This is a genomic window from Sphaerimonospora mesophila (assembly GCF_001417795.1).
GTDB lineage: Bacteria > Actinomycetota > Actinomycetes > Streptosporangiales > Streptosporangiaceae > Sphaerimonospora > Sphaerimonospora mesophila.
On sequence record NZ_BCBX01000040.1, the window covers coordinates 136,086 to 149,391 of the forward strand.

A 13,306-nucleotide genomic window follows, 5' to 3' on the forward strand; every position below is an offset into this window, starting at 1 on the left:
CGGAGTCACACCGGCATCGCCGGCAGGACGGCCGCGACGGGCCGGAAAACGCCGTGGTCAGGCGGCGACCATGTCCTTGACCTCCGGGCTGTACCCGCGGAAGTCCTCGTCGAACTCGGTGTCGGGAATGCCGGCGGGCACGGACTCGGGGATCGGCAGGCGTTCGCGCTCCGGCACGTCGGCCAGGACCGGGGCGGCCTGCAGCTCGGCCAGCGCGAACTGGTCGGAGACCTCGCGCAGCACCTGCGACAGCGGCACGCCCAGCGCACCGCAGATCGAGGCGAGCAGCTCCGAGGAGGCCTCCTTCTGGCCGCGTTCGACCTCGGAGAGGTAACCGAGCGAGACGCGCGCCAGCGTGGACACCTCGCGCAGCGTGCGATTCTGGCGCATACGCAACCTTCGCAGCACGTCACCCAGCAGCTGACGCAGCAGGATCATCTGTCGCTCCCTCCCGGAGGGGGGCGCCTTCACGACGCCTCGCGCGGTGGGCTCATGTCGCCCCTTCTTCGAATGTCCTTCGTGCATGCTCCTCGCCGTCACCGTTGGTTCGCTCGGCCCTCTCGCCGGGCGCGCGCCTGACTTGCTCCTCGCCGATGGCTCACGGACCTCACTCACAGCTCCACCGTACCTGTAGAGAGCAACACCGCGGCAGACCGTGGTGAGCATGTTCGCTGGTGACGTAACGCGGTAATCACCCGGAATGTTCCCCCATATTTGCCTCCAGCACACCTCTAAGCAGGCTTAAAGCCGCTCGGCAGGTTCCCTGCCTGATCTGGTCCCTGCCCCCGTCGAGGACGATGTCACGGTGCCGGATCCGGTTTTCCGGACCGGCCAGCGCGATGTGCACCGTGCCCACCGGTCTGCCGTCCTGCGGGTCGGGGCCGGCGACCCCGGTGACCGCGAGGCCGTAGTCCGACCTCGTGAGTTCGCGCACCCCCCGCGCCATCGCGGCCGCGACGTCGGGGTGCACCGCACCCTCCCTGGCGAGCAGGTCGACCGGCACACCGAGCAGCGCGGCCTTTAGGTCGGTCGCGTAGGCCACCACCCCGCCGCGGAAGGCCGCGGACGCTCCCGCCGGAGCCGTCAGCGTCGCTCCGATCAGACCTCCGGTCAGCGACTCGGCGACCGAGACGGTGGCCCCGCCGTCCACCAGCAGCTCCAGGACACGCGCCGTCTCCGCCGCGGCCTCTCCCGCCGTCCCGTCGGTCACCATGCCCTCCCGTGCATCGACGTGCCTTCACCCGCCCCGTGCCCTGGCCGCGACCTGCCGCAGCCGGATCGCCCGCACCACGTAGTCGAGGCCGGTTCCCACCGTGACGGCCAGCGCGAGTCCGATGGCCACCCACCTGACCGGGGCGGGCACCACCGGCACGATGTAGAGCGCGATGGCGGCGATCTGCAGGACGGTCTTGACCTTGCCTCCGTAGCTCGCCGGGATCACGCCGTGCCTGATGACCAGGAACCGCAGCAGCGTGACCCCCGCCTCCCTGGCCAGGATCACGACGGTCACCCACCAGGGGAGCTCACCGAGAAAGGACAGGCTCACCAGACCGGCGCCGATCAGGGCCTTGTCCGCGATCGGGTCGGCGATCTTGCCGAAGTCGGTGATCAGCGCGTACTTCCGGGCCAGCCAGCCGTCGAGCTGGTCGGTGAACGACGCGAGAAGGAAGACGCCGAGCGCAGCGAGCCGCCAGGTGGGGCCCTCCAGGAACAGGAAGACCGTGAAAACCGGCACGATCACCAGTCGTCCGATGGTCAGCGCGTTCGCGATGTTCCAGGTGCTCACCCGTCGCGTCGTCGGGACGGACGACGGGGCGGACACGGACGGCGCGGGCTGCGGGACGAGGGGCGGCTCGCTGCGCTCCGTCATGGGCCTGCCTTGATCCGGGCGATCAGGTCGACCCCTTCGGCGTCGACGGCGACGGCCTGGACGATCCGGCCGGGGACCAGTCCGATCCCCTGGACGGTGACCGAGCCGTCCACCTCTGGGCCCTGGTGCGCCGCACGGCCCTCATATCCCCCGTCCCCCAGGTCCTCGTCGATCAGAACCTCGAGGTCGGTGCCGATGCGCTCCTCGGCGCGCTGGGCGGTCAGTTCCTCGGCCAGTTCGCTCAACGCGGTCACCCGTTCGTCGATCACTTCCCGGTCGAGCTTGCCCTCGAAGGAGAACGCCTCGGTGCCCTCCTCGTCGGAGTAGCCGAAGACACCGATCACATCGAGCCTGGCCTCCTCCAGGAAGCCCACCAGCGTGTCGAAGTCGCCGGGGGTCTCGCCGGGGAAGCCCACGATGAAGTTGGACCGGATGCCCGCCTCCGGCGCGCGCTCGCGGATCCGCGCCAGCAGATCGAGGAACCGCTCGGCATCGCCGAACCGGCGCATCCGCCGCAGCAGCGGGCCGCTGACGTGCTGGAAGGACAGGTCGAAGTACGGCGCCACGCCCTCGGTTCCGGTGATCACATCGAGCAGGCCGGGCCGCAGCTCGGCGGGCTGGAGATAGTTGACCCGAACCCGCTCGATGCCCTCGGTCGCGGCGATCCGCGGCAGCAGCTTCTCCAGCGCGCGCAGATCGCCCAGGTCCTTGCCGTACGACGTCGAGTTCTCGCTGACGAGCACGATTTCCGTGACGCCCTGCCCGGCCAGCCACCGGGCCTCGGCCAGCAGGTCCTCCGGCGGGCGGGAGACGTAGGAGCCGCGGAACGCCGGGATCGCGCAGAACGTGCAGCGGCGGTCGCAACCGGAGGCGAGTTTCATCGAGGCGACCGGGCCACCGCCCAGCCGCTTCCTGAGCGTCCTGGGGCCGCTGGCCGGCGCCACGCCGTCCGGCAGGCTCTCGTCGGCCCGGCGCCTGTCGGACGGCGCGCCGTGGCCGGGGATGCTCGCACCCGAGGCGGCGGCCGCGCGGGCGACCGGTGTGATGGGCAGCAGCGTCCGCCGGTCGCGCGGCGAGTGCGGCTTGAGCGCCTTGCCCGCCAGCACGTCGTCGAGCCGCTCCCCGATCTCGGTGTAGTCGTCGAAGGAGATCACGGCGGCTTCGGGCAGCGCCTCGGCGAGCTGCTCGCCGTACCGCTCGGCCAGACAGCCCGCCGCGACCACCTTGGCGCCCGTGTCGGCCGCCGCGAGCAGGGTGTCGATCGAGTCCTTTTTCGCCGAGTCGATGAACCCGCAGGTGTTGACGACGACGATGTCGGGATCTTCGTCTCCCAGGCGCCACCCGGCAGCGTCGAGCCGCGCGGCCAGTTCCTCGGAGTCGACCTCGTTGCGGGCACAGCCCAGCGTGATCAGCGAAACGGTTCGGCGAGCAGACATGATGAAACTACGGTATCGGCAGTTGGCCCTCAGCGGGGACCCGGGCCGCCCGCCTCGAAGGTGCGCACCACCGTCTGGCCGTCCTTGCCGAGGGCGCCGACGTCCTTGCCGTTGACCTCCAGCCGTACGGCTCCCGCGTCGCGGACGGTCACCCGCATCCGGCCCTTGGCCGTCCAGGTCGTCGCCTTGCCCTGCGTCAGCGTGCCCTGGAAGACCTTGTGGCCCTGGCCGTCCCTGACGTTCACCCACGTCGGCTTCTTCGCGACGGCCTTGAGCGTGACGACGCCGCGCGCCTGCGCGGGCCGGCCGGGCTCGTGGGCCTGATGGGCTCCCGCGTTCGGCACGGCGATGGGGAGCTGGGCCGCGGTCTCCCCCGCCTTGCCGCCGGAGCCGCTCAGCAGCCGCACGACGGCGAACACCACGACGAGGGCCAGCGCGACGGCGACGGCCATGGTCCAGCTCGGGGCATGCCGCGACCGGTTCCTGACGAGGTCTTCCCCGCGGAACACGGCGGACGCCCGGACCGGGGACCGCGAGCCGGCGTGGAGCTCGTCGTACTGCCGGACCAGGTCCTCGGCGTCCAGTCCCAGGCTGCCGGCGAGGGCCCGGATATGGCCGCGCGCGTAGAAGTCGCCGCCGCAAACGGAGAAGTCATCTCGCTCGATGCCTTCGATGACACCTTCGCGGATGCGCGTGCGATCGCTGAGCTGAGCCACGGTCAGATCAGCTCGCTGCCGCGCTTCCGACAACGCAGCGCCAACGCTCATAGGTCGCCCCCTTGTCCGAGCTGCCGCTCGCCCTACATTGCGTAGTTAGTCCCATTCAACCAGTAGTCTGCTACGCAACGTACTCGGAGGTCTACCCAAAGTTATTCAATCTCCCCGGAGATCGGCCAGGAGGGCGGGCAGGTCGTCGGGCTTGACCAGCACCTCCCGTGCCTTCGACCCCTCGCTCGGGCCCACCACCTCGCGGCTCTCCAGCAGGTCCATCAGCCGCCCCGCCTTGGCGAAGCCGACCCGCAGCTTGCGCTGGAGCATCGAGGTCGATCCGAACTGGGTCGAGACGACCAGTTCGGCCGCCTGGATCAGCAGGTCGAGGTCGTCGCCGATCTCTTCGTCGATCTCCCGCTTGGCGGTCGCGGGCGCGGCCACGTCCTCGCGGTACTCGGCCTGCATCTGGGTCTTGCAGTGGGCGACGACGTCCGCGATCTCCTTCTCGGAGACGAACGCGTTCTGCAGCCGCATCGGCTTGCTGGCGCCCATGGGCAGGAACAGCGCGTCGCCCTGCCCGACCAGTTTCTCGGCCCCCGGCTGGTCGAGGATGACCCTCGAGTCGGCCAGCGACGAGGTCGCGAACGCCAGCCGGGAGGGCACGTTGGCCTTGATCAGCCCGGTGACGACGTCGACCGACGGCCGCTGCGTCGCGATCACGAGGTGGATGCCCGCGGCTCGGGCGAGCTGCGTGATGCGGACGATCGAGTCCTCGACGTCCCGGGGGGCGACCATCATCAGGTCGGCGAGCTCGTCGACGATCACCAGCAGGTAGGGATAGGGCTGGTACACCCGCTCGCTGCCGGGCGGCGGCGTCAGCTTGCCCGCCCTGACCGCCTTGTTGAAGTCGTCGATGTGCCGGAAGTTGTTGGCCGCGAGGTCGTCATAGCGACGGTCCATCTCGCCCACGACCCATTCGAGGGCCTCGGCGGCCTTCTTCGGGTTCGTGATGATCGGCGTGATGAGGTGGGGGATGCCCTCGTAGGTGTTGAGCTCGACGCGCTTGGGGTCGACGAGCACCATCCGCACCTCGTCCGGTGTCGACCGCAGCAGGATCGAGGTGATCAGTCCGTTGATGCAGGTGGACTTACCGGCCCCGGTGGCGCCCGCGATGAGGATGTGCGGCATCTTGGCCAGGTTGGCGACGATCGTACGGCCCTCGACGTCCTTGCCGAGGCCCACGATCATCGGGTGATGGTCACGCTGGGCCACCTCAGAGCGCAGCACGTCGCCGAGTGACACCAGATCCTTGTCGACGTTGGGGATCTCCACCCCGATCGCCGACTTGCCGGGGATCGGCGACAGGATCCGGACATCCGCCGATTTAACGGCATAAGCGATGTTCTTGGTGAGCGCGGTGACCTTCTCGACCTTGACCGCCGGGCCCAGTTCGATCTCGTACCGCGTCACGGTCGGGCCACGGGTGAAGCCGACGACCTGCGCGTCGATCGCGAACTGCTCCAGCACGCTGGTCAGCGCGTTCACGACCGTCCGGTTCGCCTTGGTCTCCGGCTTCGGCGCGGTGCCCGGCCGCAGCGTCTGCAGATCCGGCAGGACGTACGGCCCGGCCTGTGTCGACAGCATGAGCTGCTCGACCTTGCGCGGCGCCGGGGTCGGCAGCGGCGGCTGCGCCGCATGTCCCGGCTGCCCGGCCTGCCCCGACTGTGCCGACTCCCTGGACCGGGCGGCCTCGGCGGCCTCCGCTGCGCCGGTCTCGTCCACCAGACCGGGCACGATCTCCGGGGAGTGCTCCTTCAGCACGGGCGTGTCGTACGGCTTGGCGCCGGCCTCGCCGTCGCCCGGCCGGTCGCCGTCCCCCGCCCGTCTGCGCGGCCGCTTCTTCGGTGTGGCCGGCCTGGACTTGGGCCGGGAGGCGTCGGGAGCCCCCTCAGGCCGGTGGAAGAGCATGTGCTGGATCTCGGCCAGCCGCTCGGGGACGCGGTGGACGGGGGTCGCCGTGATCACCAGCACGCCGAACCCCGACAGCATCAGCAGCAGCGGAATCGTGATGAACGGCGGCAGGATGCTCGACGGCGGGGCCGACACCATGAAGCCGAGCATGCCGCCGGCCTCCGACACGTGCCCCATGCCGTCGTTCGGCCCGCCCGACGGGTACGGCGTGCCGTGCGCGACGTGGACGATCCCGAGGATTCCGGCGAGCAGCGCGGCCCACCCGATGCCCATCCGGCCGGTCTCGGCGTTCTGGTCGGGGTGGCGCAGCAGCCGCCAGGCGAGCAGCGCCAGCAGCACCGGGACCGCCCAGCCGAGCGCGCCGACCGTGCCGCGCACCACCGCGTCCACCACGGCGGCCGCCCCGGTCTTGGTGTCGCGCCAGGTCATCGCGGCCACCACGATGGCGGCGGCGAGCACCGCCAGGCCGGCCCCGTCGCGGCGGTGTGCCGGGTCGAGATCGCGCGCCCCCTGCCCGAGCGCCCTGGCGGCCCCGCCCAGCGCGTTGGCGATCAAGGACCACAGGCCCATGATGAGCTTGCCGATGATCAGAAAGACCCAGCTGATCGGGTCCTGACCGGCCGCGACGGGGTGCTTCTGCGCCGGTTTGCGGGCAGACTTGCCCGCGGCCCGGCTACGGGAGGCTGGGCGCTTCGCGGAAGCCGTACGGGACCCGGAGCGCGGCGTCGGGCGCTTGCCGGACCCCTGTCCGGACGTACGGGCGGCCATGGTGCCGAAGTTACTCCGGAGAGCGGGAGATTTCCCGGAGGCTCGCCGACAGGAGAGGATCAGAGGGCACGGCGTTGCCGTACGGCGAGGCGTTCGATGCGGTCCCTTGCCTCGAACAGGCAGGCGGTGATCTCCTGCTCGCGCTCGTCGGTGAGCCGCGGGATGGGCACCGAGCAGCTGATGGCGTCACGTGGCGGGTCGGTGATGCGCAGGGCGACGCCGAAGCAGCGCACTCCCTCGGTGTTCTCCTCGCGGTCCACCGCGTACCCGTGCTCGCGTACCTCGCCCAGGTCGGCCAGGAGCCGTACGGGATCGGTGATGGTGTGCCGCGTCAGCGCGGGCAACTCCGGCGGCAGCATCGCGCGCACCTCCTCGTCGTCGCGGCCGGCGAGGATCGCCTTGCCGAGCGAGGTGGTGCTCGCCGGCAGGCGGCGGCCGACGCGGGAGAACGGCCGCAGGTAGTGGCGCGAGGCCCGGGTGGCGAGATAGACGACGTCGAAGTGGTCCAGCCGGGCCAGGTGCACGGTCTCGCCGGTGGCCTCGGCCAGCCAGTCGAGCGCGTCCCTGGCGATCTGCACCACCGGGTCGCCGTCGATGTACGTCGCGCCGACCAGCAGCGCCCGCATGCCGATGCGGTAGAGCGTTCCGGTGACGTCGGTCTCGATCCAGCCGAGATCGACCAGCGTGCGCAGCAGGGCGTGCAGGCTGCTCTTGGGGTAGCCGAGCTTGCCCTGCAGGTCGGTGAGGCTGTGCAGGCCGGGATACTGTGCGAGGAAGTCGAGCAGCTCGACCGTACGGAGCGCCGACTTCACGTGTGGCACCGGTTCCGCCATTTGTAACCTCCCTGACCGCGGTCCGCCTCCTATTGTGGTCCGGTTCCCCGGCCGGGCTCGCCCGCCCGGCTCCGCCGGCCGGACGGAGGGGTCCGTACACGGCCGGAAGGGGGAGGGCCGGCACGTGGTCAGGTACGCACCGGCCCTCGTCTTGGGACGTCAGCCGCCACGCGCCCGCTTCCATTCGGCCTGGGCGTCGGTCAGCTTCCGCGCCAGGACGTCGAGGAACTCCTGGGGCTTCAGCCGGCCGAGCAGCACCTTCTGGAAGAGCGGCTCGGTGTCGGCCTTCGTGATGGAGGAGAAACGCGGAAGGTGGTACGGGGGCGAGACCACCGCGGTGTCCGGGTCGTTCAGCGTGTCGACGGCCGCCTTGAGGTGCGGCAGCTCGGCGACCCAGGCGTCGCCCTGGGCCTCGGTGTTGGCCGGGATCTGCCCGGTCCGCCGGTTCCAGTAGCCGTTGCTCTCCGCCGAGACCAGGAACTCCACGAACTTCCAGGCCGCCGCCTTGTGCTCGCTGTTCCTGAACACCGCGAAGCCGTCCACGGGATTGGCGACGACCGTGTGCCTGCCCGTCGGCCCGACCGGCAGCGGGAACGCGCCGATCCGGTCGGCGCCGTGCACCTTCACGTGGTCGTTGTACGAACCGAGGTTGTGGTGCATCATCGCGATCTTCCCGGTGGCGAAGGCGGCGACCATCTCCGGGAAGTCGTTGGCGATGTCGGTCTCGGGGGTGTTCTTCCGGTAGATCCCGGCCATCCTGGTGAGGAACTCCGTGTTCCTCGGGTCGTTGACCGTGCTCTTGCCGGAGGCGTCGAAGAACCGGGTGATTCCGGAGTAGGAGTACATCTCGGCGAGGAGCTGGAAGATCGATCCGGCTCCGCCCCGGATCGTGTAACCGTACCGACCGGAGGCATCGGTCAGCCTGTCCGCCTCGGCGAAGAACTCGTCCCAGGTGGCCACGGGCTCGGGCAGCAGGTTCTTGAGGTACCAGATCACGTCCATGTTGGAGGTGTTCGGGACCAGGTAGAGCTCACCGTCCGGTGCCGCCTGACGGCTGGACTCGAGCATGCCGGCGGCCAGCCTGCCCTTGACCGTGCTCCCGGCCAGCCAGCCCTCGGCCGGCTCCAGCGCCCGCCGGTCCACCAGAGCGGCGAGATAGGAGGTGGTGACGCCGCCGACGTCGGGCGTGTCACCGGCCGCGATCGCCGCATCGTACTTCTGCTGGACCGAGGCGATCGGAACGCCGACGTACTCGACGTCGATCGCCGGGTTCGCCTCCTCGAAGCGCTTGATCAGTTCCTGGTAGATCGGGGCGCGGCTGCCCCCGTTGTTGTCCCAGAACGTTATCGTCGTCCTGCCCGCGTCGACGGTGGGGCCCGAGGGGCCGCAGCCCCCGGCGGCGACCGCGAGTAGGGCGACCGCCACCGCGCCGAGCAGGCGGTGTCCGCGTCGGACCGACCCGGCCCCACCCCGGCCGGGCCTCGTGCGGTTCCCGGACATCGGCGAGTGCGGCACGGCATCGCGGCGCATCGTCGCCACCGGCGCACCTCCTCGCCTGACACTCCCACGAGCAGACACATGCTCGAACCGTGTTCATGAACGTGGACAGGTCCTCTACGGTGGCGGCCCACCCCGAGGGCTGTCAAGGGCCCGCGCCCGATCGAAATTTTTGGCCGGAAACCTTTCGGTGATTTCCCGTTCCGTCTTGACCGGGCGCACCGCACGGCCGTACGGTCCCTGTTCATATACATGAATGCAGTTCATAATCATGTCGAAGGACAGCTCATGCGCAGCAGTGCACTCCTCCTGTCAGCCGTCCTCGCACTCGGGGCGGCCACACCCGCGCAGGCCGTGACGGATCCGAGCAGCGCGTCGACCACCCGATCAGCGCAGAACATCCCGTCCGGCCAGACCTCCTCCGCCGGCCGAGACCGGCCGGACCGGGGCGACCTGCCGGGACGTTTCGACCGGCTCGGCCGCCAGACGCTGCCCGCCGGCGACGGCTGGGCCTCCTCGGGCACGGGAACGACCGGCGGGACCGCCGCCCCCGCCTCGAACGTCCACGTGGTCGCCGACCGGGACCAGCTCGCCACCGCCCTGAAGGCGCCGTCCCCCAAGATCATCTATATCAAGGGCGTGATAGCCCCCGCTAATACCTGCGACGACTACGTGCGGAACGGCTATTCGCTGAGCGCCTACCTGGCCGCCTACGACCCACAGGTGTGGGGGCGGGCCAGCGAGCCGTCGGGGCCGATGGAGGAGGCCAGGGTCGCCTCGGCCGCCGCCCAGACCGCTGACATCAAGCTCAAGGTGTCGTCGGACACCACGATCGTCGGCCTGCCCGGCGCCACCATCCGCGGCATCAGCCTGCACGTCGACAAGGTCGACAACGTCATCATCCGCAACATCCGGTTCGAAGACGCCGCCGACTGCTTCCCCCAGTGGGATCCCACCGACGGTACGGACGGCAACTGGAACTCGCTGTACGACAACGTCTCCGTCACCGGATCGACCCACGTCTGGATCGACCACAACACGTTCACCGACGGCGCCAACCCGGACTCGTCCCAGCCGATCTACTTCGGCAGGCCGTACCAGGTGCACGACGGGGAACTGGACATCACCCACGCGTCCGACCTCGTGACGGTGTCATGGAACAGGTTCGCCGACCACGACAAAACCATGCTGATCGGCTCGACCAACAACCCTGCCAACGATGCCGGCAAGCTCAACGTGACCGTGCACCACAACCACTTCTCGAACGTGCTGCAGCGGCTGCCACGCGTACGCTTCGGCAAGGTGCACATCTACAACAACCTCTACGACATCCCGGACCCGAGGACGTTCATCTACGCCCTGGGCGTCGGCGTCCAGTCACAGATCTACGCGGAGGCCAACCTTTTCCGGCTGGGCCGCGGCGTCAAGCCCGACACGGTGCTCCACGACTGGGGCGGCACCGCGCTCACCGCGAAGAACAACCTGATGCGCGTCGACGGCAGGCAGCGCCCGGTCGACCTCGTCGGCGTGTACAACGCGGCACACGACCCCGACCTCGGCTCCGACGCCGGGTGGACGCCGACCCTGCACACCCGGATCGACCCCGCCGCCGCCGTCCAGGGGACCGTCGCCCACCGCGCCGGGGCCGGTCACCTGTCCTGACCGGCCCCGGCCCAGCCCGCCGGACCGTACGGCTCGCGCCCCGGCAGGACGCGAGCCGTACGCCACGGTGGGTGGGGCAGGTCAGGCCCGGAGGCGGCCGTCCACCCGCTGCGGCACCCCGAGGGGGTTGTCGTCACGCAGTTCGAGGGGGAGCAGGTCGGCCGGCCAGTCCTGGTAGGCGACCGGGGTCTGCCACCGCATGATGGCCGCCGCCCCCACGGAGGTGTGCGCGGCGGCCGTCGAGGCGGGCCACGGGCCGCCGTGATGCATGGCCCAGCACACCGCGACTCCGGTCGGCCAGCCGTTCCAGATCAGGCGGCCGGCGAGCCGCCGCAGCACCGGCACGAGATCGCGCGCCTCGGCCGGATCGGCCGCGTGCACGGTCGCCGTGAGCGATCCCGGCAGCCGTCGCAGCACCTCCGGCAGGTCCGCCGGATCACGGTATCTCACGATGATCGCGGCGGGTCCGAAGCACTCCTCCGCCAGCTCGGGCAGGCCGTCGGCGAACGCCTCCAGCCCGACGGAGAACACCTGCGGCGTCACGCCGTCCCCGTCCTCCGGGGCGCTGCCGCTGGCCAGTACGGCGAGGCCGGCGGCGGGCAGCCGCTCGACCGCGCGCAGATAACCGTCACGGATCTTCGCGGTGAGCATGGGACCGCCGGTCGTCGCGGCGACGGCCGCGCCGATGGCCCGTTCGAACTCACCCCGCCCCCCGGACTCGCTCTGATCCCCGGCCTGGTGTTCGTGCCCGGGCACGAACACCAGGCCGGGGTTGGTGCAGAACTGGCCGACGCCGAGCGTCAGCGAGGCCGCGAACCCCGCCGCCACGGCCGCGGGGTCGGCCGACGGCAGCACGACGACCGGGTTGACGCTGCCCAGCTCGCCGTAGAACGGGATCGGGTCGGGCCGCCGGCCGATCAGCTCCTGGACGGCCCTGCCGCCCGCGAGCGAACCGGTGAAGCCGACGGCCGTCACGAGCGGGTGCCCGACCAGCGACACCCCCGCCTCGAAACCGTGCACCAGCCCGAGCAGATCGGGGTCGGGCAGGGCCCGGCGCACGATCGAGGCGGTCAGATCCGAGGTACGCGGGTGACCCTCGTGTGCCTTGACCACCACCGGGCAGCCGGCCGCGAGCGCCGAGACCGTGTCACCGCCGGCGACCGAGAACGCGAACGGGAAGTTGCTCGCGGCGAAGACCGCGACCACCCCGATCGGGTGGTTCATCCGGCGCACGTCCGGCCGGGGCGGCGTGGCGTCCGGGTCGGGGTGGTCGATCACCGCTTCGAGGTGGCCGCCGTCCCGCAGCACGGCGGCGAACAGCCGGAACTGCGCGGCCGTACGCGCGATCTCTCCGCGCAGCCGCGTCTCGCCGAGGCGGGTCTCCGCGTCCGCCACCGGCCAGAGCTCGTCGGTGTGCTTGAGCAGGGCGTCGGCGACGCCCTCCAGCACCGCGGCGCGCTCGGCGGCCGGGGTCTCCCGCCACCTCGTCCCCGACGCGGCCGCACGCGTCACCGCGTCGTCGACCACGTCGGCTCCGTTGACCATGTCCTTGCCTGAGGTCAGATCTCCCATAGTCATCTCATCTCCCCTTCTTGGAGAGATTGTCCACATTTAGATCGTGGCCGCAGAACGACCCTCCGATCAGGCCGAGGGTGGTGTCGGCCGGGTCCGGCTCGCCCTGGGCCGCGAGGATCTCCGCCGCGAACATCTCGGAGTCGTCCCGTGGCTCATAGCCGATGGCCCGTCCCTCCTCCAGGGACCACCCACCCCGGGTGTTGGCCGACACGCCCCAGACGATGTGGAACCCCTCCGCTGTCAGCGACGCCTCGACCAGACGGGCGCAGTCGTCGGGGGACAACCAGGTGGACAGCATGCGGTCGTCGTGCGGCCGCTCGTAGCACGACCCGATGCGCAGGCACGTCACGGCCATGCCGTACCGATCGTGGTAGAGCGAGCCGAGCGCCTCGAGCGCGACCTTGCCGACGCCGTAGTAGGTGTCCGGCCGGGGGAACAGGTAGTCGGGCACACGACCGGTGCGCGGGTAGAACCCGACGGTGTGGTTGCTGCTGGCCAGCACCGCGTGGCGCACCCCGGCCTTCCTGGCGGCCTCCAGCACCACGTACGTGCCGTTGACGTTCACATCGAGGATGTCCGCCCACGGCTTCTCCCGGCTGTGGCCGCCGAGGTGGAGCACGGCGTCGACGCCGTCCATCGCCTCGGCCATCGTGCCGGCATCGGTGATGTCGCCGACCACCGCCTCCTCCCCCGGGTTCAGATCGGCGGGGTCGAGCTCGATGTCGAGCAGGCGCAGCACACGCCCCTCCCTGGCCAGCCGGGGCCGGAGCAGGGTGCCCATTCCTCCCGCGGCGCCGGTCATGAGTATTCGCAACGTATCCGCTTCCTTCATTCCTCGATGTCGTCGCTCAGATCGGATGTACCGCAGTCTGAACCGTCGGCGACCGGCAAGGAAGCACCGGGCCGGACCGCCCGGCCGGCACATCGAAGAACCGGAACGTTCGAAGAACGGGAGCAAAGGGTGCGGGCGCACGAATCGCCCCG

Annotated in this window: 11 protein-coding genes; 1 reads left to right on the forward strand and 10 read right to left on the reverse strand. The window is 70.5% G+C overall.

Features of this window, described 5'->3' with window-relative positions; genetic code table 11:
• Positions 1 to 57: 57 nt before the first annotated feature.
• The 8 genes from AP234_RS22080 to AP234_RS22115 form a co-directional block, all read right to left on the reverse strand.
• Positions 58 to 438 carry a helix-turn-helix domain-containing protein gene (locus AP234_RS22080; protein WP_055481602.1) on the reverse strand — a complete coding sequence of 127 codons (381 nt, stop codon included), beginning with the start codon at positions 436 to 438 and terminating at the stop codon, positions 58 to 60.
• A 253-nt stretch (positions 439 to 691) separates the two neighbouring features.
• Entirely contained in the window at positions 692 to 1,213 is a 522-nt protein-coding gene (locus tag AP234_RS22085) for a CinA family protein (RefSeq protein WP_055481603.1), read from the reverse strand.
• A 24-nt stretch (positions 1,214 to 1,237) separates the two neighbouring features.
• Positions 1,238 to 1,870, reverse strand: a complete 633-nt coding sequence (gene pgsA / locus AP234_RS22090) for a CDP-diacylglycerol--glycerol-3-phosphate 3-phosphatidyltransferase (RefSeq protein WP_055481604.1) — start codon at positions 1,868 to 1,870, stop codon at positions 1,238 to 1,240.
• Positions 1,867 to 3,306, reverse strand: coding sequence for a 30S ribosomal protein S12 methylthiotransferase RimO (gene rimO / locus AP234_RS22095; protein WP_055481605.1), 1,440 nt, complete (start codon positions 3,304 to 3,306; stop codon positions 1,867 to 1,869). The genes pgsA and rimO overlap by 4 nt, the downstream gene beginning before the upstream one ends.
• A 29-nt stretch (positions 3,307 to 3,335) precedes the next feature.
• Positions 3,336 to 4,073, reverse strand: coding sequence for a helix-turn-helix domain-containing protein (locus AP234_RS22100; protein WP_063843035.1), 738 nt, complete (start codon positions 4,071 to 4,073; stop codon positions 3,336 to 3,338).
• Between the two features lie 105 nt (positions 4,074 to 4,178).
• Positions 4,179 to 6,755, reverse strand: coding sequence for a DNA translocase FtsK (locus tag AP234_RS22105; protein ID WP_055481607.1), 2,577 nt, complete (start codon positions 6,753 to 6,755; stop codon positions 4,179 to 4,181).
• Between the two features lie 59 nt (positions 6,756 to 6,814).
• Positions 6,815 to 7,588, reverse strand: a complete 774-nt coding sequence (locus tag AP234_RS22110) for an IclR family transcriptional regulator (protein WP_055481608.1) — start codon at positions 7,586 to 7,588, stop codon at positions 6,815 to 6,817.
• Positions 7,589 to 7,747: 159 nt separating this feature from the next.
• Positions 7,748 to 9,118, reverse strand: coding sequence for an ABC transporter substrate-binding protein (locus AP234_RS22115; protein ID WP_235558322.1), 1,371 nt, complete (start codon positions 9,116 to 9,118; stop codon positions 7,748 to 7,750).
• A 255-nt stretch (positions 9,119 to 9,373) separates the two neighbouring features.
• Here AP234_RS22115 and AP234_RS22120 point away from each other — a divergent pair, with 255 nt between their 5' ends.
• A complete protein-coding gene (locus tag AP234_RS22120) occupies positions 9,374 to 10,747 on the forward strand; it encodes a pectate lyase family protein (protein WP_055481609.1) in 1,374 nt (457 codons plus the stop codon).
• 81 nt (positions 10,748 to 10,828) lie between these two features.
• On the opposite strand, the gene AP234_RS22125 is transcribed toward AP234_RS22120, so the two are convergent.
• Positions 10,829 to 12,325, reverse strand: coding sequence for an aldehyde dehydrogenase (NADP(+)) (locus tag AP234_RS22125; protein ID WP_200926648.1), 1,497 nt, complete (start codon positions 12,323 to 12,325; stop codon positions 10,829 to 10,831).
• A 1-nt stretch (position 12,326) separates the two neighbouring features.
• Complete coding sequence (locus AP234_RS22130; RefSeq protein ID WP_235558318.1) at positions 12,327 to 13,136, reverse strand: NAD-dependent epimerase/dehydratase family protein; 810 nt, start codon at positions 13,134 to 13,136, stop codon at positions 12,327 to 12,329.
• Positions 13,137 to 13,306 lie beyond the last annotated feature (170 nt).

Coding starts and splice junctions, on each gene's coding strand:
- AP234_RS22100 (WP_063843035.1), bottom strand. CDS start 4,073: ATGAGCGTTGGCGCTGCGTTGTCGGAAGCGCGGCAGCGAGCTGATCTG.
- AP234_RS22110 (WP_055481608.1), bottom strand. CDS start 7,588: ATGGCGGAACCGGTGCCACACGTGAAGTCGGCGCTCCGTACGGTCGAG.
- rimO (WP_055481605.1), bottom strand. CDS start 3,306: ATGTCTGCTCGCCGAACCGTTTCGCTGATCACGCTGGGCTGTGCCCGC.
- AP234_RS22115 (WP_235558322.1), bottom strand. CDS start 9,118: ATGCGCCGCGATGCCGTGCCGCACTCGCCGATGTCCGGGAACCGCACG.
- AP234_RS22085 (WP_055481603.1), bottom strand. CDS start 1,213: ATGGTGACCGACGGGACGGCGGGAGAGGCCGCGGCGGAGACGGCGCGT.
- AP234_RS22080 (WP_055481602.1), bottom strand. CDS start 438: ATGATCCTGCTGCGTCAGCTGCTGGGTGACGTGCTGCGAAGGTTGCGT.
- AP234_RS22120 (WP_055481609.1), top strand. CDS start 9,374: ATGCGCAGCAGTGCACTCCTCCTGTCAGCCGTCCTCGCACTCGGGGCG.
- pgsA (WP_055481604.1), bottom strand. CDS start 1,870: ATGACGGAGCGCAGCGAGCCGCCCCTCGTCCCGCAGCCCGCGCCGTCC.
- AP234_RS22125 (WP_200926648.1), bottom strand. CDS start 12,325: ATGACTATGGGAGATCTGACCTCAGGCAAGGACATGGTCAACGGAGCC.
- AP234_RS22105 (WP_055481607.1), bottom strand. CDS start 6,755: ATGGCCGCCCGTACGTCCGGACAGGGGTCCGGCAAGCGCCCGACGCCG.